Source organism: Crystallibacter permensis (genome assembly GCF_025960875.1).
Lineage (GTDB): Bacteria > Actinomycetota > Actinomycetes > Actinomycetales > Micrococcaceae > Crystallibacter > Crystallibacter permensis.
The window spans coordinates 299183-319242 of sequence record NZ_JAODLR010000001.1 but is presented as its reverse complement, the minus strand read 5'-3'; the positions used below and the strand labels follow the sequence as shown (position 1 = coordinate 319242).

General features: G+C 61.5%; 17 protein-coding genes and 2 tRNA genes. 15 read left to right on the top strand and 4 right to left on the bottom strand.

Annotation, left to right across the window (positions count from 1 at the left end; all coding sequences use genetic code 11):
• Window positions 1-2: 2 nt before the first annotated feature.
• The 9 genes from recF to B0G38_RS01505 all read left to right on the top strand — a co-directional run bounded on the left by recF (window position 3) and on the right by B0G38_RS01505 (window position 8946).
• Window positions 3-1184 carry a DNA replication/repair protein RecF gene (recF, locus tag B0G38_RS01545; protein WP_264667795.1) on the top strand — a complete coding sequence of 394 codons (1182 nt, stop codon included), beginning with the start codon at window positions 3-5 and terminating at the stop codon, window positions 1182-1184.
• Window positions 1185-1243: 59 nt separating this feature from the next.
• Entirely contained in the window at window positions 1244-1789 is a 546-nt protein-coding gene (locus B0G38_RS01540; RefSeq protein ID WP_413542014.1) for a DciA family protein, read from the top strand.
• Between the two features lie 263 nt (window positions 1790-2052).
• Window positions 2053-4101: a DNA topoisomerase (ATP-hydrolyzing) subunit B gene (gyrB, locus tag B0G38_RS01535; RefSeq protein ID WP_264667977.1), complete on the top strand. Its 2049-nt coding sequence runs from the start codon at window positions 2053-2055 to the stop codon at window positions 4099-4101.
• Between the two features lie 62 nt (window positions 4102-4163).
• The gene (gene gyrA / locus B0G38_RS01530) at window positions 4164-6845 is read left to right on the top strand and encodes a DNA gyrase subunit A (RefSeq protein ID WP_264667794.1); all 2682 of its coding nucleotides are present in this window, start codon (window positions 4164-4166) and stop codon (window positions 6843-6845) included.
• The gene (locus tag B0G38_RS01525; RefSeq protein WP_264667793.1) at window positions 6842-7435 is read left to right on the top strand and encodes a DUF3566 domain-containing protein; all 594 of its coding nucleotides are present in this window, start codon (window positions 6842-6844) and stop codon (window positions 7433-7435) included. The genes gyrA and B0G38_RS01525 overlap by 4 nt, the downstream gene beginning before the upstream one ends.
• A 154-nt stretch (window positions 7436-7589) precedes the next feature.
• A tRNA-Ile gene (locus B0G38_RS01520) sits at window positions 7590-7663 on the top strand.
• A gap of 31 nt (window positions 7664-7694) precedes the next feature.
• Window positions 7695-7811: a DLW-39 family protein gene (locus B0G38_RS01515; protein WP_211482295.1), complete on the top strand. Its 117-nt coding sequence runs from the start codon at window positions 7695-7697 to the stop codon at window positions 7809-7811.
• A gap of 39 nt (window positions 7812-7850) precedes the next feature.
• Window positions 7851-7923, top strand: a tRNA-Ala gene (locus B0G38_RS01510).
• A 105-nt stretch (window positions 7924-8028) separates the two neighbouring features.
• A complete protein-coding gene (locus B0G38_RS01505) occupies window positions 8029-8946 on the top strand; it encodes a DMT family transporter (RefSeq protein WP_264667792.1) in 918 nt (305 codons plus the stop codon).
• On the opposite strand, the gene B0G38_RS01500 is transcribed toward B0G38_RS01505, so the two are convergent.
• Window positions 8947-9786 (bottom strand): glycosyltransferase family 2 protein, encoded by an 840-nt coding sequence (locus B0G38_RS01500; RefSeq protein WP_264667791.1) that lies wholly within the window; start codon window positions 9784-9786, stop codon window positions 8947-8949. It lies immediately after the preceding gene.
• Window positions 9787-9883: 97 nt separating this feature from the next.
• Complete coding sequence (locus B0G38_RS01495) at window positions 9884-10693, bottom strand: hypothetical protein (protein ID WP_264667790.1); 810 nt, start codon at window positions 10691-10693, stop codon at window positions 9884-9886.
• 360 nt (window positions 10694-11053) lie between these two features.
• Between B0G38_RS01495 and B0G38_RS01490 the strand changes: the two genes are divergently transcribed.
• The 3 genes from B0G38_RS01490 (at window position 11054) to B0G38_RS01480 (ending at window position 15783) form a co-directional block, all read left to right on the top strand.
• Window positions 11054-11596 carry a peptidylprolyl isomerase gene (locus B0G38_RS01490; RefSeq protein ID WP_264667789.1) on the top strand — a complete coding sequence of 181 codons (543 nt, stop codon included), beginning with the start codon at window positions 11054-11056 and terminating at the stop codon, window positions 11594-11596.
• A gap of 79 nt (window positions 11597-11675) precedes the next feature.
• On the top strand, window positions 11676-12548 hold the full coding sequence (locus B0G38_RS01485; RefSeq protein WP_264667788.1) for a rhomboid family intramembrane serine protease: 873 nt from the start codon (window positions 11676-11678) through the stop codon (window positions 12546-12548).
• A gap of 2053 nt (window positions 12549-14601) precedes the next feature.
• Complete coding sequence (locus tag B0G38_RS01480; protein ID WP_264667787.1) at window positions 14602-15783, top strand: NAD(P)-dependent malic enzyme; 1182 nt, start codon at window positions 14602-14604, stop codon at window positions 15781-15783.
• A 74-nt stretch (window positions 15784-15857) separates the two neighbouring features.
• On the opposite strand, the gene B0G38_RS01475 is transcribed toward B0G38_RS01480, so the two are convergent.
• Window positions 15858-16109, bottom strand: a complete 252-nt coding sequence (locus B0G38_RS01475) for a cell division protein CrgA (RefSeq protein ID WP_074703149.1) — start codon at window positions 16107-16109, stop codon at window positions 15858-15860.
• Between the two features lie 207 nt (window positions 16110-16316).
• On the opposite strand from B0G38_RS01475, the gene B0G38_RS01470 reads away from it, so the two are divergent.
• Genes B0G38_RS01470 through B0G38_RS01460 form a run of 3 tightly spaced genes read left to right on the top strand, consistent with a single transcriptional unit; the run spans window position 16317 to window position 17955 of the window.
• Window positions 16317-17141, top strand: coding sequence for a class E sortase (locus B0G38_RS01470; protein ID WP_264667786.1), 825 nt, complete (start codon window positions 16317-16319; stop codon window positions 17139-17141).
• A 2-nt stretch (window positions 17142-17143) separates the two neighbouring features.
• Window positions 17144-17308: a hypothetical protein gene (locus B0G38_RS01465; RefSeq protein WP_169992143.1), complete on the top strand. Its 165-nt coding sequence runs from the start codon at window positions 17144-17146 to the stop codon at window positions 17306-17308.
• Between the two features lie 2 nt (window positions 17309-17310).
• Entirely contained in the window at window positions 17311-17955 is a 645-nt protein-coding gene (locus B0G38_RS01460) for an aminodeoxychorismate/anthranilate synthase component II (RefSeq protein ID WP_264667785.1), read from the top strand.
• Window positions 17956-17995: 40 nt separating this feature from the next.
• On the opposite strand, the gene pknB is transcribed toward B0G38_RS01460, so the two are convergent.
• Complete coding sequence (gene pknB, locus B0G38_RS01455) at window positions 17996-20044, bottom strand: Stk1 family PASTA domain-containing Ser/Thr kinase (protein ID WP_413542011.1); 2049 nt, start codon at window positions 20042-20044, stop codon at window positions 17996-17998.
• Window positions 20045-20060: the final 16 nt, after the last annotated feature.

Here is a 20060-nt window from a genome sequence, read left to right as displayed (position 1 = left end):
AGGTGTTTGTAGAGTATTTATCCCTGACTGATTTCCGGACTTATCCCCAGCTGGATATTCCTTTTACGCCCGGAACCACTGTATTTGTGGGCCCAAACGGCGTCGGCAAAACCAATATTGTCGAAGCGATCGGTTATCTGGCGTCCCTGTCCTCGCACCGCGTCAGCACGGATGCCCCGCTTATCCGCTTCGGCGCGGATCGGGCCCTCGTACGTGCCAGGATTGCCCGCGGCGGCCAGTCCACCTCCCTGGAACTGGAAATCAACCCCGGCAAGGCCAACCGGGTCCGAATCAACCGCGCGAACCCCGTCCGTGCCCGCGACGTATTGGGCATCCTTCGGACAGTTCTTTTCGCACCGGAAGACTTATCGCTGGTCAAGGGCGATCCATCCAACCGGCGTCGTTTTCTCGACGAACTCCTGGCGAGCCTGGTTCCCCACCATGCAGCCACCCGCAGCGACTACGACCGCGTATTAAAGCAGCGCAACGCGTTGTTGAAATCGGCGCGTGCGAGTGGCCGGTTCACCGCAACGCACGAATCAACCCTCGAGGTCTGGGACCAACATATGGCCCAGGCCGGTGCGGCACTGCTCAAGGCGCGGCTCGAACTGGTCGAACTGCTGCAGCCGCATGTCGCTGCCGCTTACGCATCCTTGACGGACGGTTCGAAAAAGGCCGCGGCCATTTATCGTTCCACAATCGACCTGCAGCTATCGGACGAGGGAGAAATAGAGAACGACGGCGCCGCGCCGGATCTCCCTTTGGGCTCCTTGAGCGTTCAGGAACTGGCTGCCAAATATCTGGAAGCATTCAGGGCTCAGCGCAAAAAGGAAGTGGAGCGCGGTATTTCCCTGGTCGGTCCGCATCGCGACGAGCTGGAGCTCGTGCTCGGCCCGACGCCGGCCAAGGGCTACGCATCCCACGGGGAAACCTGGTCCCTTGCTTTGTCCCTGCGGCTGGCTTCCTACTATGTGCTCCGCGAAGATGACCAGACTCCCGGGGCTGCCCCGGTACTGATCCTCGATGATGTTTTCGCCGAACTCGATACCCAGCGCCGGGATAAACTGGCCAGGATTGTGGCAGGTGCAGAGCAAGTCATCGTTACTGCAGCAGTAGTGGAAGACATCCCTGCTGCTCTCAGCGGCGAGAAGCTGACAGTCATTCCGGGAGGGGTGGATCAGTGATGGCAACCGGAAAACGCCCCGCTTCCTTACCCAGGGAGAATCAGGGGGACCAAGCGGATTTGCCGGCGCCACGGACCGGTCCCGCCCAGCCCGAGACAACGCATCACGACGAAATTGATGCCGCCAAAGCGATGCTTAACCGGGTCCGTGAAGCGGCCGCAGGCCGTGGTGAGATTCGCACCCGGTCAGCCACACGCCGTCGTACGCCGCCGTCTCATCCTGTCAGCGCAACGTCGAAACAGGATTCCGGCCGGGATCCGAGGGGCGTCGGATCGGTCTTCGGCCGTTTGATTCAGGACCGCGGATGGTCCTCGCCGGTGGCGGTTGGATCCGTGATTTCCCGCTGGGACGAGTTGGTCGGGGCGGAGATTGCGGCACATTGCCGGCCGGAGAGCTTCCAGGACACAACGGTCCAGGTGCGCTGCGATTCCACCGCATGGGCGACACAGCTGCGGTTAATGAGCCATGCGCTGATCAAACGCTTCGATGAAGCGCTCGGTCCCGGCGTCGTCACCAAAATCCAGGTCCTCGCTCCGTCCGCGCCGAATTGGCGCAAGGGCTATCGGACCGTCAGCGGGCGCGGTCCGCGCGATACTTACGGATAAACTCCACAGCATCGAAGCGGGCTCTTGCGAAATGCGCAGGAGCCGAGTAGAGCACTCAGAGGGCCGCCGCCTATACACCGACCCATAACAGGGCCCCTCAATGCGGGAAAAGGCAGTTTCTTGCCCGTCCAGGGCCTGTTCATGCATAATTCGGCGCCGCGACACGCTAGAATTAGGTGGCGGCGCCTTTCCCTGCTGGGAGGGCGCCCAAACATGAGACGGAACTTGAGGAGTCGACGGCAACTGTGGCGCAGGAGAATGAGCTGGAAAATACCGGCGCAGAACCCCAGGAGACAGAGGGCGTAAAACCCAAAGACTACGGTGCCAGCGACATCACCGTTCTGGAAGGTCTCGAAGCGGTCCGCAAACGCCCCGGTATGTACATCGGCTCCACCGGTCCCCGCGGTCTGCACCACCTGGTCTATGAGGTAGTCGACAACTCCGTCGATGAGGCCCTGGCCGGCTACTGCGACACGATCGACATCACGCTGCTGGCCGACGGCGGCGTCCGCGTGATCGATAACGGGCGCGGCATCCCGGTGGATATGCACCCGACCGAGGGCCGGCCCACGGTCCAGGTTGTGATGACCATTCTGCACGCCGGCGGCAAGTTCGGCGGCGGCGGATACGCGGTTTCCGGCGGTCTGCACGGCGTCGGTATTTCCGTGGTTAACGCACTTTCCTCCCGCGTGGAGACAGAGGTCCGCCGGCAGGGATTCGTCTGGCACCAGTCCTTCGCGGACGGCGGCAAGCCGGTGGGTGACCTGCGCAAGGGTGAAGCCACGGAAGAGACCGGCACCCAGCAGACGTTCTGGCCGGACGCGGGGATCTTCGAATCCACCGAGTTCGACTTCGAGACGCTGCGGGCCCGGTTTCAGCAGATGGCGTTCCTGAACAAGGGCCTGAAGATCACGCTCACGGATGAGCGGCACCCCGAAGACAACATCTCCAACAGCGAAGACGTGGATCTGGACCACCCGGCCACCGAGGTCGAAACCACTCCGGAGCACCGCAAGGTTGTCTACAAATACGACAACGGGCTGCTGGACTACGTCACCCACCTGAACTCTTCGAAGAAGGTGGACATCATCCACCCGGAGGTCATCGCCTTCGAAACCGAAGACACGGATCGCAAGATGTCCGCCGAGGTGGCCATGCAGTGGACCACCTCGTACTCCGAGAGCGTCCACACATACGCCAACACGATCAACACCCATGAAGGCGGCACCCACGAAGAGGGTTTCCGTGCCGCCATGACCTCGCTGATCAACCGGTATGCGCGGGAAAAGAACATCATCAAGGAGAAGGATGACAACCTTACCGGTGATGACATCCGCGAGGGCCTGACCGCCGTCATTTCCGTCAAGCTTGCGGAGCCTCAGTTTGAGGGCCAGACGAAGACCAAGCTCGGCAACTCCGAGGCCAAGGGCTTTGTCCAGCGCGTTGTCACCGATGAACTCGGCGACTGGCTGGAGCGCAACCCCGGTCCCGCCCGCGACGTTATCCGCAAGTCAATCCAGGCATCGCAGGCCCGCCTGGCCGCGCGCAAGGCGCGCGAGTCCACCCGGCGCAAGGGGTTGCTGGAGTCCGGCGGCATGCCTGGCAAGCTGAAAGACTGCCAGTCGAAAGATCCGTCGAAGTCGGAAATCTACATTGTGGAGGGTGACTCGGCAGGCGGTTCGGCCGTGCGCGGCCGCAACCCGGAAACCCAGGCCATCCTGCCGCTGCGCGGAAAGATCCTCAACGTGGAACGGGCACGTCTGGACCGCGCATTGGGCAATGCCGAAGTCCAGGCCATGATCACCGCCTTCGGCGCCGGCATCGGCGAGGATTTCGACGTGGAGAAGGCCCGCTACCACAAGATCGTACTGATGGCGGATGCCGACGTCGACGGCCAGCACATCACCACTTTGCTGCTGACCTTGTTGTTCCGCTACATGCGCCCGCTGATTGAAAACGGTTATGTCTACCTGGCGCAGCCGCCGTTGTACCGCATCAAGTGGTCCAACCATGCGCACGACTACGTCTTCAGCGACCGGGAACGCGACGAGGTAATCCGCAAGGGGCTGGCCAGCAACCAGCGCCTGCCGAAGGAGAACGGCATCCAGCGTTACAAGGGTCTGGGCGAGATGGACTACACGGAACTGTGGGATACCACCATGGATCCGGATAACCGTACGCTGCTGCAGGTGACCATGGATGACGCCGCGGCCGCGGACCAGATCTTCTCCGTGCTGATGGGTGAGGATGTCGAGTCCCGCCGCACGTTTATTCAGCAGAACGCCAAGGACGTGAGGTTCCTGGACATCTAGCGATGTCCGGCCGAAAACCCTTTCCCTGGTAACACGATGACTTTGACAGAAGGAACGCAACGATGAGCGACGAAGAGACTCCGGACCTCCCCGAGGGTGTTGCCGGGGACATCCCGTTGGAAGGCGATATTCTGACGGACCGGGTCGAGCAGGTCGACCTGCAGACCGAAATGCAGCGATCGTACCTGGACTACGCCATGGCGGTCATCGTCGGGCGTGCTCTGCCGGATGTCCGGGACGGGCTCAAGCCGGTCCACCGGCGAGTGCTGTACGCGATGTTCGACGGCGGCTACCGCCCGGACCGTTCGTTCAACAAGTGCGCGCGCGTGGTCGGCGAGGTCATGGGCCAGTACCACCCGCACGGCGACTCTGCCATCTACGATGCGTTGGTGCGCCTGATCCAGGATTGGACCATGCGTTATCCGCTCGCGCTGGGGCAGGGCAACTTCGGATCCCCGGGTAACGACGGCGCTGCGGCCCCACGGTACACCGAGACCAAAATGGCCCCGCTCGCCATGGAGATGGTGCGCGACATCGACGAGGAAACCGTCGACTTCCAGGACAACTACGACGGCAAGAACCAGGAACCGACCATCCTGCCGTCGCGCTTCCCCAACCTGCTGATTAACGGCTCGTCCGGCATCGCCGTCGGTATGGCCACCAACATCCCGCCGCACAACCTGCGTGAAGTCGCCGACGGCGTGCAGTGGTACCTGCAGAACCCCACAGCTTCCCGCGAGGAATTGCTGGAAGCACTCATACTGCGCATCAAGGGCCCGGATTTCCCGACCGGCGCACAGATCCTGGGCCACAAGGGCATTGAAGATGCCTACCGGACCGGCCGCGGATCTATTCCGATGCGCGCCGTGGTCAACGTGGAAGAAATCCAGGGCCGCACCTGCCTGGTAGTGACGGAACTTCCCTACCAAGCCAATCCGGATAACCTTGCGATCAAAATCGCTGATCTGGTCAAGGACGGCAAGATCAGCGGCATCGCGGACCTGCGCGATGAGACCTCCGGCCGCACCGGCCAGCGCCTGGTGATTGTGCTCAAGCGCGATGCCGTGGCCAAGGTGGTGCTGAACAACCTGTACAAGCACACGCAGCTGCAGGAGAATTTCGCGGCAAACATGCTGGCGATCGTCGACGGCGTACCGCGCACCCTGACCCTCGATGCCTTCATTCGGCACTGGGTCACCCACCAGCTGGAAGTAATCGTACGGCGGACACGCTACCGGCTGCGGAAGGCGGAGGAAGAGGCGCATATCCTGCGGGGCCTGCTCAAGGCCTTGGACGCGCTGGACGAAGTAATCGCGCTCATCCGCGCCTCGGCCACCACTGAGGAAGCGCGCGACGGCCTCATGGGGCTGCTGGATATTGACGAGCTCCAGGCCCGGGCAATCCTCGATATGCAGCTGCGCCGGCTTGCCGCTTTGGAACGCCAGAAAATCCAGGACCGCCATGCCGAACTCGAGCGCATGATCACCGAGTTCAACCGGATTCTCGCCTCGGAGGAAGTCCAGCGCGGCATCGTTAGTGAAGAGCTGCAGGAACTCACCGACAAGTACGGCGATGACCGCCGCACCCAGATCGCAATGGGTTACGACGGCGATATGAGCATGGAAGACCTCATTCCGGAAGAGGAAATGGTCGTCACCATCACCCGCGGCGGCTACGTCAAGCGGACCCGCATCGACAACTACCGTTCGCAGCAGCGCGGCGGCAAGGGCATCAAGGGCGCACAGCTGCGCGGGGACGACGTGGTGGAACACTTCTTTGTCACCACGACGCACCACTGGCTGTTGTTCTTCACCAACCTTGGCCGGGTCTACCGGGCGAAGACCTACGAACTCGCAGAAGCCGGACGGGATGCGAAGGGCCAGCATGTGGCCAACCTGATGGCCTTCCAGCCGGACGAGCACATTGCCCAGGTGCTGGAGCTGCGCGACTATGAGCAGTCTCCCTATCTGGTGCTGGCAACTAAGCGCGGCCTGATCAAGAAAACCCGGCTTGAGGACTATGACACGAACCGGTCGGCCGGTGTCATCGCCATCAACCTGCGGGACGAAGACGAACTGGTTTCTGCACAGCTTGTTTCCGAGACCGATGACCTGATGCTTGTGTCCCGCAAGGGCCAGTCCCTGCGCTTCACCGCCACGGACGAGGCCCTGCGCCCGATGGGCCGCGCAACGTCCGGTGTGACTGGAATGAAGTTCCGCGAAGAAGATGAGCTGCTGACGGCCGACGTCGTTACAGATAACTCATTTGTCTTCATCGTCACCGAGGGCGGTTACGCCAAACGGACGAGCGTTGGGGAATATCGGGTTCAGGGACGCGGTGGCCTGGGTATTAAGGTCGGCAAGTATGCCGAGGACCGCGGAAACCTGGTTGGCGCGTTTGTCGTCCAGGAAGAGGACGAGGTCCTGGTGGTCATGGCCAGTGGAAAGGTAGTCCGTTCCTCGGTCACCGGCGTGCCTGCCAAGGGCCGGGACACCATGGGCGTTATCTTTGCCAAACCGGATAAGAAGGACCGAATCATCGCCGTCGCCAAGAACTCCGAACGGGGTTTGGGCGCCGATTCGGAGGAAGATGCCGGTAGTGATGAGGCTGATGTTCCAGGTGAGGCTGTCGAAACAGCAGAATCTGCGCAGCGGCCTGCTGATGAAGTACCGTTGAATGCAGACCAAATGCCATCAGTTGCCGACGAGGCAGCAGAGGCGCCGGAAAACGGAGGTAACGAGTGAGCACACCCAATACGCCCCGGCCGGGTACCCGGCCGGCTAATGCACCGCGCGTAGGGGCTCCTCGCAACCCTCCGGCGAAGCCATCGCAACGTCCGTCGGGCGGGACAGGGCAAAAGCCGGCGGCGGGAGCACGCTCTGGCGGAAGTTCCGGCGCGCGTCCCGCTGGCACGCGTCCGGCGGGCCAGGCATCACGTCCAGGACTGGTCCGTCCGGCACCGAAGGCCAAGGCCCGTCGCGCGCGCCTGCTAGTCAGCAAGGTGGACCCCTGGTCGGTACTGAAGATGGCATTCCTGCTCTCCGTGGCGCTGGGCATCGTGACAGTTGTTGCGTCCATCGTTTTGTGGACCACGCTGGATATCACCGGCATCTTCGACCGCGTCAATGACCTGCTGACGGAAATCGCTGGCAGCGAGGGCGGAGCTTTCGACCTGCGGGCCTATGCTTCGCTGGGCCAGGTGGCGTCATTCGCGACCATCATCGCGGTAGTCAACGTCGTACTCCTGACGGCGCTGGCGATGCTTTCGGCCGTGCTCTACAACATCTCTGCCACCTTGGTCGGCGGCATCGGCGTTACCCTCACCGACGACTGAGACCAGTACCGAACAACCCTCCTTCACCACGGATATCCGTCGGTGGAGGAGGGTTTTCTGCATCAGCAGACGCGTCCCGCAGGCACGCTGCGGGCCGATTTGGAGTTGCGTCGGGATGTGCTGTAAAGTCATATTTCGGCCCGACGGGGCAAGGGGGCGTATAGCTCAGGCGGTTAGAGCGCTTCGCTGATAACGAAGAGGTCCCAGGTTCAAGTCCTGGTACGCCCACGGAAAACTGTTCCGACTTATGGAGGACGCTGTGAAGAAGTTGCTGGTTCTGGCAGCTGCAGTCGCAGGTGCGGTCGTCTACAAGAAGTGGCAGGAATCCGAAGCGGAGAAGTCCGCGTGGAGCAAGTCGACCGATAAGGTTGATTAGCTCCAAAGCCAGCTAGGTTATACTGGTGAGGTTCCTTTCGGGGGCATGGCGCAATTGGTAGCGCACCTGCTTTGCAAGCAGGGGGTTAGGGGTTCGAGTCCCCTTGCCTCCACCGAATAAAAAGATCCCGGTCCGTTAGGACCGGGATCTTTTGCATGTATGCCCTTGCCCGACGAACAACTGGGAGTATGCCGCCTGCACACCTTACGGTGAGGATGTGACTTTCTTCCTCGCTGCTCTGGGTGTCCTCGGCGTCGCCGCTTCTGGTCCCATCATGGCCGCGACGGCCGCACCCGCGCTTGCCATCGCCTTTTGGCGCAACTTCCTCGGCGGCGTAGTCATGGGCGTGCCCGCTGGCCTCACGCGACGGCAGGAATTTCGCCGACTCACGACGTCGGACGTGAAGTGGAGTGCCATCGCAGGACTTGCGCTGGCCCTCCATTTCGCCTGTTTCATCACGGCACTGCAGCTGACATCCGTTGCTGCTGCTACTGCCTTAGTATGCCTCCAGTCGGCCTGGATCGCGGTTTTCAACCTGTTCCGGGGCATCCGCAGCGCTCCGCAGGTACTCGTGGGCCTGGGGCTGGCCCTTGGCGGCGTCGTCGTGATTTCGGGATTCGATCTGCAGCTTTCATCCGAGGCCATTACAGGGGACGTGCTTGCGGTCGTTGGCGGGGCCATGGCAGGCATTTACACAATCGCCGGTGGCAAAGTGCGCCGGACACTCTCGACCGGAACCTACACCACCCTGTGCTACGGGATCTGTTCGGGCATTCTGCTGGTGATGTGCCTCGTGTCGGGGCAGTCCCTTGTGGCATTCCCACCGGAAGCGTGGATTGGCATTCTGGCCGTGACGGCTGTCGCGCAGCTGATGGGCCACACGGTCTTTAATTACCTGCTCGCCACCTTGAGTCCTCTGGTGGTCTCCATGATTATCCTGCTGGAGATTCCTGGCGCTGCCATACTGGCTGCCGTGTTCCTGCATGAGGCGCTGCCCTGGGGTACTTACCTCGGCCTCGCCCTCATCATGGCGGGACTTGCCGTCGTCGTTCTGTTTCAGAACCGTTCCGTTCACCGCCGTATGAGAAAGGGCTCGGCCTCCTCCGTCCGGCCCTCGGCACGGCCGCCGGAGTGATCAGATTCCGCCGCGCGGGACGATCTGTTTCGTGCGGGCCTGATGGACCCTGCGCAGGATTTTCGCCGGATAGTAGACGCTCATAAAGATCAGCGTGGGAACCCTCAGCACCCGGCGCTTAATCTTGTGGTTCTTGTAGGTCCGGTCGAACCGCGTCACGTAATACCGATAGTCCTTGGGCGAGTCCTCCAGCCGGCGGGCGGACATCCCGCTGATCATTTCGGGAACGTACAGGATGCGAAGTGCATGCTCGGCAAGGTGGACGGAGATATCGATGTCCTCATGCATCTCGTCTTCTTCGTCGAGGCACACTTCATTGCGGATGATCTCCCAAGCTCCCCTGCGGATGGCCATGTTGGAGCCGAAAAGAAAGTGATACTGCTTCTTCGCCAGCTTCAGCACGAACCTGCGCATCCGGTCGTCGGCTTGGAGTCCGAAGCGGCGCAGGGGCATGTCGTAGTACAGCACCGGGCCGGTGGCGGCCATGACCTCGGGATCCAGAAAGGCATTCTGAAGGTGTTCCACCCAGTCTGGTTCCAGGATGGAATCGGCATCGATCCGCCCCAGCACTTCACCGGTAGCGTGGTCCAGGCCGAAGTTTCGGGTCGGGATAAGGCCTTGTTTCTGGTCCTGGGAGAGCAGGACGAGGGGCGCGTCCGGATATTCGTCCTGCATCTGCCGTACGAGTTCGACTGTCCGATCGGTCGATTTGTTGTCCACAACGATGATTTCGGCAGGAGGTTTCGACTGGGATATGGCCGCGAAAAGACACTGTCGAATCACCGACTCTTCGTTGAAGGCGGGAATTACAATCGAAACGCTCGGCTTCGGAGTCTGCATGGGACTGAATCTATCAGCATCCCGTGGGGATTCATCCGGAGTTAAAATGAGGTCCCCACCGAAGCAGGGACCTCATTTACCATCTGTGGAAGATGCGTTACTTGTTGCTGTCCTTCGCCGCATCCGAGGCCGTTCCAGCCTTGTCTGCTGCGTCCTTGGCCGCTGAATTGGCGACTCGTGCTGCGCCCTCCGCGGCGGAGGTCGTCGTGGCTGCCGAGGCATCGGCCGCGTTCTTGGCGGCCTCGGCGGACCGATCTACTGAATCCTTGGCAGCTTCGGCGGCTTTGTCCGCGTCTGCCTTTGCCTCGGTGGCAGCGTGCTTGGCGGTACCGGAAACGCTCGCTGCTGCGTCGGTAGTTTTGTCAGCCAGCGTTGCCGAAGCGGCTGCGGCAGCTTGCTTTCCCGTGTCTGCGACGTCTGCTGTCGATGCGGTCGGAGCGGCCGAAGTGTTGGGAACCGGAGTAGGGGTTGGCGTGACCGGGGTCTTCCAAGGATCTTCAACCGGCCGGGAGGCACGCCATGCTGCGACACCGGCAGCCGCAGCCGCACCAATAACGCCGGCAATAAGCCAGCCCTTGCCCTTGCCGGACTTCTGCTGCTTCTTCAGTTCCTTGGCTGCTTCCTTGGCGGATGCAGCGGCCGCCTTCTGGGCCTTGCGGATCATCTTCTTCGACCCCACGACCTTTACCGCAGCCGACTTGTCGAGGGAACGTGAAAGATTCTCCCCCGCACTGCCGACCCGCTCGGACAGAGTCGGTATGTACTCGCCGACGACCTTGTCCCGGGCGTGGGTGATGGCCGGAGATGCCTTGTCCAATGTGCCCTGGATGCGCGGAGTTGCGTCATCGACAATCTGGGCAATCTTCGGGGCAATCTTGTCCAGCTCAGCCTGAATCTTGGGGGTCACTGTTGAGACGCCTTGTGACAGGTCATGAGCAGCCCGCTGAATGCCCTCCTGGATTCTGGGAGAAGCTGTTCCGATGCCCTTTTCGATACGCGGCACCGCCCAGTTCAACGCAGCCTCTACCCGAGGAGTGGCCCAATCACGGGCATTTTCCACACCGACAGTGACAGTGCCCTCTAGATCACGGGCTAAACGTTCGGTTTTCTTCACTACTACCTCCCGGAGATGGTGACGGTCCACACTCAGACTACTTCGTGCGTGCGACAAGGTGCTATGCCGGTCCTTGAATAACAGGTATTTTCACTGAACGCGGAACCAGGCGCCGCTGGCAATTTCCTTGCAGCCGCGTGGAAGAATGGCTCTATGACTGCTATTCCTACAGCTAAAGCAACCATTCACACCAACCATGGCGACATCGTGCTTAACCTCTTCGGCAACCATGCCCCGAAGACGGTCAAAAACTTCGTCGGCCTCGCGACGGGCGAAATCACCTGGAAGCACCCGGCGACCGGCGAAGAAACCAATGCCCCCCTTTACGATGGCGTCATCTTCCACCGCATCATCAAGGACTTCATGCTGCAGGGCGGAGATCCGCTCGGACAGGGCGTAGGCGGCCCGGGCTACCAGTTCGACGACGAGATCAACCCCGATCTGGACTTCACCGAGCCCTACAAGCTCGCGATGGCCAATGCCGGTCTCCAGGGTGGCCGCGGAACGAACGGTTCGCAGTTCTTCATCACGACGACCCCGACTACTTGGCTGCAGGGAAAGCACACCATCTTCGGTGACGTGACCGACGAGTCCTCGCGCGCGATTGTGGACAAGCTGAACAATGTGGCTACGGACATGCGGGATAAGCCGCTGGAAGACGTTGTTATCAACAACATCACAGTCGAGCAGCTCTAAGACCCCAACCATCCCCGTCCGGCCGAGTCCGGGCGGGGACATTTTTCTTAACCAGCTTTCCTCCAGGAGACGCCCCCTCATGTCCTACGGGATGCCAGCGGAACAGCCGCAATCCGAAGTTCCTGTCTGTCCACGCCATCCGGACCGCATTTCCTACGTCCGGTGCCAGCGCTGCGGGCGACCGACTTGCCCCGAGTGCCAGCGGACGGCCGCCGTAGGCATCCAGTGTGTGGAATGCGTCAAGGAACAGGCGCGCAATCTCCCCGCCTATCGCACGGCCTACGGAGGAGCGGTGACCACCGGCAGGCCGGTGGTGACGCTCACCATCATCGCGCTTTGCGTTGCGATTTATATTCTGCAGTGGGTGTTGCCCGGCGTTATTCAAGCGAATCTTGTCTATGCTCCCCTTTACACCGCCCAGATTCCGGGGCTGCCCTTCGAACCGTGGCGGATGATCACTGCAGGCTTCCTGCATTCAACCGGCCTTCTCCTGCACATCGCTTTTAACATGTATGCGCTCTGGATCTTCGGGCAACACCTTGAACCGTTGTTGGGGCGTCTGAAATTCGTGGCGCTTTACCTCCTATCGATCTGGGGCGGGTCGGTTGCAGTGCTCCTGCTCGGTGAAATAAACCAAGGCGTCGTGGGTGCGTCCGGCGGCGTTTTCGGGCTTTTTACCACCCTGTTGATTGTCCAGTTGCAGCGGAAACAGGATGTCCGCGGCATCCTGGTGCTGATCGGCATCAATATCGTCATCAGCTTCTTCCCGGGCATCTCGTGGCAGGCACACATTGGTGGCATGGTCACCGGTGCGTTGGCTGCTGCCGCCATTGCTTTTGTTCCCCGCGGGGACAAGCAGCAGCGGTTGCAATGGGCCGGCCTGGCGGGCATTGCGGTGTTGCTGGTGGTCCTGACCTGGATCGGGTCATTGATGGTGACGTTGCCCCAATAGGTCCAAGGGCCATACGGCCGGTACTGCTGCAACCGCAGCGGTGCCGGCCGTTTCCGTTTAACGCATTCTTAGCCTTCGGAAGCTCTGGGCGCACCTGTGGAAACCTCCGGTCTGGTTGCTCGGCGGAAGGCAGCAGATCTCTCCTGAACACAGCCCGCAAGTTGTTCACAGTTGTGCACAGAGTTTTCCACAGGAGTGCATAACTCTTTGTCGTAGCCGAGGTTAAATTCTGTGATCACTGTCAGGGCAGTATCCACAGCTGTGGAATTACATGTGTGTAACTTATCCCCGTTGTGTATAACCCCTGTGGATAAGTTCAAGGCAGCGTGAAATGAACAGTAGAACATACGATCGAAGATGTATCCCCACTGAAAACTGGGGGCTGTGGATAACTATCCATCAGCGGCCACCTGCCGTGGTCCTTAACTCCGAGGAGTCCTGCCAAGTGCCTTCGAACTGCGTAGTTGCTAGGTGTCAGCGGGAATGTCGCAGTTCCGCCCCTGCAACCCCGCTGATTCTGGTCTCAACGCTTAGACCGCTTCGCTCCCCATGGGCACGGCCGAATGCGGAGGCAGAACGGGCAAGCGAAGAAGTTGTACCCAGGAGAAGGGTATTCAGCGACTCACGCCGGCGACGCGATCCCTGTTTTCACATCTTTTCGGCGGTTATCCACAGGAGTTATGCACAGCGTGGATAACTTACACTCCTGTGACTAACACAAATGTCTACCTCTGAAGCGGCTCAACGGCGGCAACAATCCACGGGCATGACAAAGTTTCCCCCAAAGTTATACACGCCTGTGGATAACTCCGTGCACAACTTGTGCAAACTACATTTTTTGGTACTTTGCCGACGGCGATCTAAAACAAGCGCGCTCCTGACAACAAGGCTCATCCAATGGCAGACAGCGCTTTTACCGATTCGACGGCGCTCACGCTCGCGGGGGCCCGGTGCAGCTCTACGATGCCGACCAGCTCGATCCGCCGCCGGTATTGCTGCTGCGCTGCGCGATGCTGGACAGTGCCGAGTTGTCCCGGGACACCAGGCTTATGCGATTGATCTGCCGAAGCACGGTGCTAGCCGTCCATGGCAGCATCTGATTACCAAGGAGTTGTGTGCACAAGTTATTTCCGAGTTGCTCAGCTACCTGGGGCTGCCAGGGATCGCCATATTGGGGACTTCCATAAGAGCGGGGCTCTCGATCGGCTACACCAGAATAATCCAGGCATTGTAATCCGCTTGGTTCTGGTAGCCCCGGGCGGCATTGACACCAGACGGCCGCCAGGTTTGCGATGTGGCTGGTCGTTCATCTGCGGCCGTTCGAAGGTCGCTTGCTGCTTCCCTCACGGCAGGTACACTCACCTCTGGCCTTGGCTCTATCCTCCCTCTGGCGAGCTGGGGGGGCTATCGCTAGTGAGCCACAGGAGACGATCCTCGACGAGTGGCAGATCAGCGCCTACGGACCATTGACGATGCGCCTGTATTTTGTGCCCCGCCTGGGCCAGCCGGACGTTCCCACGGTTGGATTTAGGGCCAGGACGATGATCTGGTGGGCTACAAAGAAATGCAGGCTGTCGCTACAGCAACCGGAGGAAGACTGGAATCCATTCCTGATGCCAGCCGGATGGCCGCCCTGGACGAACCGGAATACTTTGCGCTTGGCCACCGAATTCCTTAGTCAGCAGTGAGCGCGTGGATGCGCAGAAGTGGAGGTTGCCCCTGGCCCGGCCACGAGACGAGGTGTCGCGGCACGCTAGCTGGCTTGCCGCAAATTGCGAAATATAGGGAAATTTTTGGGAAACATCCCCGCTGCCGTGGTGCGCTGTCCGGTAACGTATTGAAACGAGTGTCGGCTCGACCAGCCGAAACCGAGACGGTCGCCGACAGGCCAGGCGACGTTGAGCAAGATTTGCCGTGTAATACCGCCACCGGCGTCGCCGCGCACAGCCCGACGGCCCGCCGGTAGAGGATCCGCCTCCTGTATGCATGTGCTGTGATGCCCGACCACCATGCGTTCTTCCGGATCGCCGGATGCTCAGAAAAGGACATACAAGTGACTGCTGAAACCGTGAACTCGACGCCGATCGAGCTGACAACCGAAGAGATTTTCGCTGCCCATGAGGGTGGCAAGCTCACGGTCGGACTGACCGCGCCGCTCAATGACAAGCGCGATCTCTCCATCGCCTACACCCCGGGTGTGGCACAGGTCAGCCGTGCCATCCACGCCGAGCCGGAACTGGCCCAAAAGTACACCTGGGCTTCCCGTCTCGTCGCGGTGGTCAGCGACGGTACGGCCGTCCTGGGACTCGGCAACATCGGGGCCAGCGCGTCCCTGCCGGTGATGGAAGGGAAGGCAGCACTGTTCCAGAAATTCGCCGGCCTGGATTCCATTCCGCTGGTCATAGAATCCACCGATGTTGACGAGATCGTTGAAACCGTTGTGCGGCTGCGTTCGAGCTTCGGCGCCGTCAACCTCGAGGACATTTCCGCGCCCCGGTGCTTCGAGATCGAAGAGCGCCTCATCGAAGCCCTGGACATGCCGGTGATGCACGATGACCAGCACGGCACCGCCGTCGTTGTTCTGGCGGCCCTCACCAACGCCGCCAAGTTCGTACAGCGCGAGCTCTCGTCCCTGAAGGTTGTCGTTTCAGGGGCCGGCGCGGCAGGCATCGCCGTGTCCGAGATCCTCATGACCGCCGGTATCTCCGACGTGACGATCCTGGATTCCAAGGGCATCATCCATTCGGGCCGCCAGGACCTGTCCGGGATCAAGGCCACCTACGCCGAGCGCACTAATCCGCGCGGAACCACCGGCGGCAGCGCTGAAGCTCTTAACGGTGCCGACGTGTTCGTGGGAGTTTCGGCCGGAACGATTCCGGAAGAGCAGCTCGCCGGGATGTCCGAGGACGCTATTGTCTTCGCATTGTCGAACCCGGACCCGGAGGTGCATCCCGAGATCGCCCGCCGGTACGCCAAGGTAGTGGCCACCGGGCGCAGTGATTTCCCGAACCAGATCAATAACGTTCTGGCCTTCCCCGGCATCTTCCGCGGGGCTCTGGATTCCGGTGCGAAGAAGATCACCTCGGAGATGAAGGTAGCCGCCGCCCAGGCCATCGCCGACATTGCTGCCAGCGATCTCAGCGCCGACTACATCGTCCCCAGCCCGCTGGATCCACGGGTAGCACCCGCCGTCACCGCTGCGGTGAGCGCTGTCGCCGAGGCGGGCAAAGCGTAACAAAAATAAAAAAGCAGCGGCCGCCGGAGATAGTTTCCGACGGCCGTTGCTTTATCCCGCGGTCTGGAACGCTTCTATGAACGCCACTTGGTGGTCATCAGGAAGCCCGCGATCGCAATGCCGAATCCGATCATGATATTCCAGGAGCCGGCAGCGGCGATCGGCCACTGTGCCTCGGTGATGTAGAAAACGATGATCCACAGCAGGCCGATGATCATCAAACCGAACATCACCGGCTTGAACCACACCGGGTTCGGCTTGTACTCGGGCGCCGCCGTCGTCTGCGGCCTGCGTTCGCTTCTTTTGCGGGGCTTAGACTCTGGCATGGGTCCTCCTTCACCGGCCTGAAGCATCAGCGAAAACCGGCGGTTGTCATCAGTAGCGGACATTCTCTGCCGACTATAGAAGGTATTCTGCTTCAGAGACCTTTAATCAGCATGTTCTAGCTGTTTAGTCTACTAATACTGTTCTGCGGTTGTGACCACGCCGCTCCTACCGGAAGTGCGCGGTCGCAACACCAACCTGGAGGTGCCGTGGCGGACGCTGTGAATTCTGCTGTCCCGGGCCGCCGGCGACGGCGAAAGTCCAGCGGGCGCAGGTCGCCGGTGCAGGTTGTCGTTCAAGTGATCGGTGAGCTGCTGATCACCTTGGGCCTGGTGGCGCTGCTGTTTGTGGGCTGGGAATTGTGGTGGACCAATATCGAGTCCAACCAGAAGCAGGAAGAGGCCCTCACCTCGCTCTTCGAGGAATTCGAGCTGCCCGCTGCTGCACCGTCCGCCAGCCCGGAAGCGAATAGCGGGGAAGAAAATAACGACGACGCCGAGCCGCCGGTTCTGGACAAGCCCGAATACGGCGAGACGTTCGCCGTCGTCTATGTGCCGCGCTTCGGGAAGGACCACGCCCGGCCGGTAACCAGCGGCGTCGGGGTTGATGTGCTGGACTCGCTGGGCCTTGGCCATTACCCGGGCACCCAGATGCCGGGCGAGGTAGGAAACTTCGCGGTTGCCGGACACCGGCAGACCCACGGGCAGGTACTGGACCTGATCCACACCCTGGTCCCCGGCGACAAAATCTATGTGCAAACCAAGGACGGCTACTACACGTACACCTTCCGCAACAACCATATTGTGATGCCGGACCGCGTGGATGTCATTGCTCCGGTGCCGACCAAGCCCGAGGCCGAACCGACGGAACGGTATCTGACCATGACCGCGTGCAACCCACGGTACGGTGCCACGGAACGCATCATTGCCTACGCCGTGATGGAGAGCTGGCAGCCCATGTCCGAGGGGCCGCCGGCCGAGATCGCCGAGCGCGTGGCCGAGTATGCCGCCGCTCCGGCAGGAAGCGGGAGCTGATTATGTACGGCTGGATTTTCCGCCATTTGCCCGGGCCGCTCTGGGTGCGGATCATTGTATCCATCCTGTTGATTGCGGGGGCGGTCCTGCTGCTTTTGCAGTTTGTCTTCCCCTGGCTTTCGCAATTCAACCCGCTCACCGATTCCACGATTGGCACGATCGAATAATCATGACCACCACTCCCCGCATCCTGGTTGTCGATAACTACGACAGCTTTGTCTACACCCTCGTGGGCTACCTGCAGCAGCTTGGAGCCGAGACGACCGTTGTCAGGAACGACGACGTGACACTTGCCGAAGCAATCGAGCTGGCCGGAGCACGGGACGGCGTGCTGGTCTCCCCCGGGCCCGGCAACCCCGCCGAGGCGGGTGTGTGCGTGGATCTGATCCGCTGGTGCGGCGAGAACAGCAAGCCGATGCTCGGCGTCTGCCTGGGCCATCAGGCGCTGGCCGAGGCCTACGGCGGCGTAGTGACCCATGCAGCGGAGCTGATGCACGGCAAGACGTCCCAGGTGCTGCACAGCGGCCAGAATGTCTTTGCGGGCGTCCCCAGCCCCTTCACCGCCACGCGCTACCACTCCCTGGCGGCAGTCCGGGAGACGATTCCCGCGCAGCTTGAGATCACCGCCGAAACCGAGGGCGGGGTCATCATGGGCCTGGCGCACCGCGAAGCCCCGCTGTGGGGCGTACAGTTCCACCCCGAGTCCGTGCTGACCGAGGGCGGCTACCTCATGCTGGGCAACTGGCTGGAATCGCTGGGCATGGAAGGCGCAGCGGAGCGCGCGGCGACCCTGAGCCCGCTGATCACCAAGTAGCCGCAGCCCGGGTGGCCTCCTGGACCTACGTAACTTCGGCCTAGAGGAACGGGATGTCTGAGTCGTCGTAGGCGCGGCTGTTGCTGTCGTCGCGACCGTCGTTGCCGCTGTCGTCCCGGCCGCCGTCGTTATTTCCCCGGTCGCGGTCATCGCCGTTATTGTTGCCGTTGTTCTCATCCGGATCCGTCGGCGGATCCGTGGGCTCCGGATCCGTCGGTTCCGGGGACGGCTCCGGCGGCGCGACGGCAACAGTAATGACGATTTCAGTGCCCTGCGCGACGTTGCTCCCGGCGTTGTGGCTCTGAGCGGTCACGGTGCCGGGTTCGACAACCTCGTTTTCCACCCGCTCCACCCGATAGGGCAGCGCGACGGCGGGGTCGTCCTGGAGCAGGCTGATGGCCTCCTCCTCCGTCTTGTCGAGGAGCGCCGGGACGGTCACCAGGCCATTGGAAATAACCAGGTCCACGGTGGAGTCAGTGCGGACCTTTTCGCCGGCCTTGGGATCCGTAGCGATGACATTACCGCTCGGAATTACAGCACTGTTGGCCGAGACGTTCTCCCCCGGGACCAGACCGAGCTGGCGAAGCTTGTCCCGGACTTCGCCTTCTGTCCGGCCGCTGAAGTCCTCCGGGATGGTGACGAACTCCTTGCCCTCCGACACATAGATGATGACTTCGCTGTCAGGCAGGGCTGCTGTGCCGCCCTCGGGATCGGTGCTGATGACTTCGCCTTCGGCTACTTCATCGCTGAACCTGGACTCGATCTGCGGCACCAGGCCGTGGTTGAAGATGGTGTTGGAGGCCTCCGTCTGCTCCATGCCGGCCACCTGAGGTACGGCGATCATGTCGGGCTGGGCATTGCGCAGGTAGTTGAAGAGGTAAAAACCACCGCCGGCCAGCAGGAGTATTAGCGCGATCACCAGTACCGTGGTCCACGCTCGTCGTCGGGTGCGGCGGCCCGTGTCTACTTCGTCGGATTCGTTGCCGACCTGCAGCGCCATCGGGATGGCGGCCGTGTTGGGCGACGAGTTGATGGGGCCGGTCTGGTCCAGCCCATCGGTGTCGTACTGCTCGTCGGGAGATTCACCGGCTTTGGGCGTGCTGGGGCCGTTACTGCCCGGTGTTCCTATCGGAACAGGGAAAGGAGCGGCTGTGAAGGCAGCAGTCGGAGCGTTCTGTGCGGGCATCGCTTCGGTCCGGGCCTCGTCGGCACCGACCACGATGCCTTCTTGGGCGCCTTGAAGCGCCGCGCTAAAGGAGGCTGCGTCCTGGAAACGGTCTGTTTTGTCTTTCTGCAGTGCGCGCGCCAACACGGAATCCAAGGCGGGAGTGACGTTCCGGTTGAAACTGCTGGGCGGTTCCGGCAGTTCCCTGACATGTTGGTACGCCACGGAAACCGGGCTGTCGCCGATGAACGGGGGGCGGCTGGCCAGCATTTCATACAACAGGCAGGCCGCAGAGTACAGGTCGCTCCGGGCGTCCACCGTTTCACCACGTGCCTGCTCCGGAGAGAGGTACTGCGCGGTACCGAGGACGGCCTGGGTCTGGGTCATCGTCGCGGCGGAATCCGCCAGGGCGCGCGCGATGCCGAAGTCCATGACCTTCACGTGGTCGTCCGGGGTCACCATGACGTTGGCGGGTTTGATATCCCGGTGCACTATGCCGGAGCGGTGGCTGTACTGCAGAGCTGCCAGCACGCCCAGGGCGTACTCGACCGACTTTTCGATGGTCAGTTCGCCCGACCGGATCAGGTCGCGGAGGGTGCGGCCACGCACGTACTCCATGACGATAAAGGGGGCTTTGACATCATGGGCGGCCGAACCGGGGAGCTCCTGCTCGCCGGTGTCGTACACCGCGACGATGGCCGGGTGGTTGAGCCCGGCGACTGCCTGGGCTTCCCGACGGAACCGGGACTGGAAGGAGGGGTCACGGGCAAGATCGGCACGCAACTGCTTGATCGCCACGGTGCGTCCCAGACGGACGTCACGACCGAGGTGCACATCGGCCATGCCTCCACGGCCAATGAGTTCACCTACCTCGTAACGTCCGTTCAGGACCTGGGGCGCTTCCACTGAGTACTTACCTTCCATGTTCCAGTCCGCAACT

Bases quoted from the DNA above. Each gene is read 5' to 3' on its own strand.
- gyrA (WP_264667794.1), top strand. From the start codon at position 4,164: ATGAGCGACGAAGAGACTCCGGACCTCCCCGAGGGTGTTGCCGGGGAC.
- B0G38_RS01500 (WP_264667791.1), bottom strand. From the start codon at position 9,786: ATGCAGACTCCGAAGCCGAGCGTTTCGATTGTAATTCCCGCCTTCAAC.
- B0G38_RS01490 (WP_264667789.1), top strand. From the start codon at position 11,054: ATGACTGCTATTCCTACAGCTAAAGCAACCATTCACACCAACCATGGC.
- B0G38_RS01485 (WP_264667788.1), top strand. From the start codon at position 11,676: ATGTCCTACGGGATGCCAGCGGAACAGCCGCAATCCGAAGTTCCTGTC.
- B0G38_RS01475 (WP_074703149.1), bottom strand. From the start codon at position 16,109: ATGCCAGAGTCTAAGCCCCGCAAAAGAAGCGAACGCAGGCCGCAGACG.
- B0G38_RS01465 (WP_169992143.1), top strand. From the start codon at position 17,144: ATGTACGGCTGGATTTTCCGCCATTTGCCCGGGCCGCTCTGGGTGCGG.
- B0G38_RS01460 (WP_264667785.1), top strand. From the start codon at position 17,311: ATGACCACCACTCCCCGCATCCTGGTTGTCGATAACTACGACAGCTTT.
- pknB (WP_413542011.1), bottom strand. From the start codon at position 20,044: ATGGAAGGTAAGTACTCAGTGGAAGCGCCCCAGGTCCTGAACGGACGT.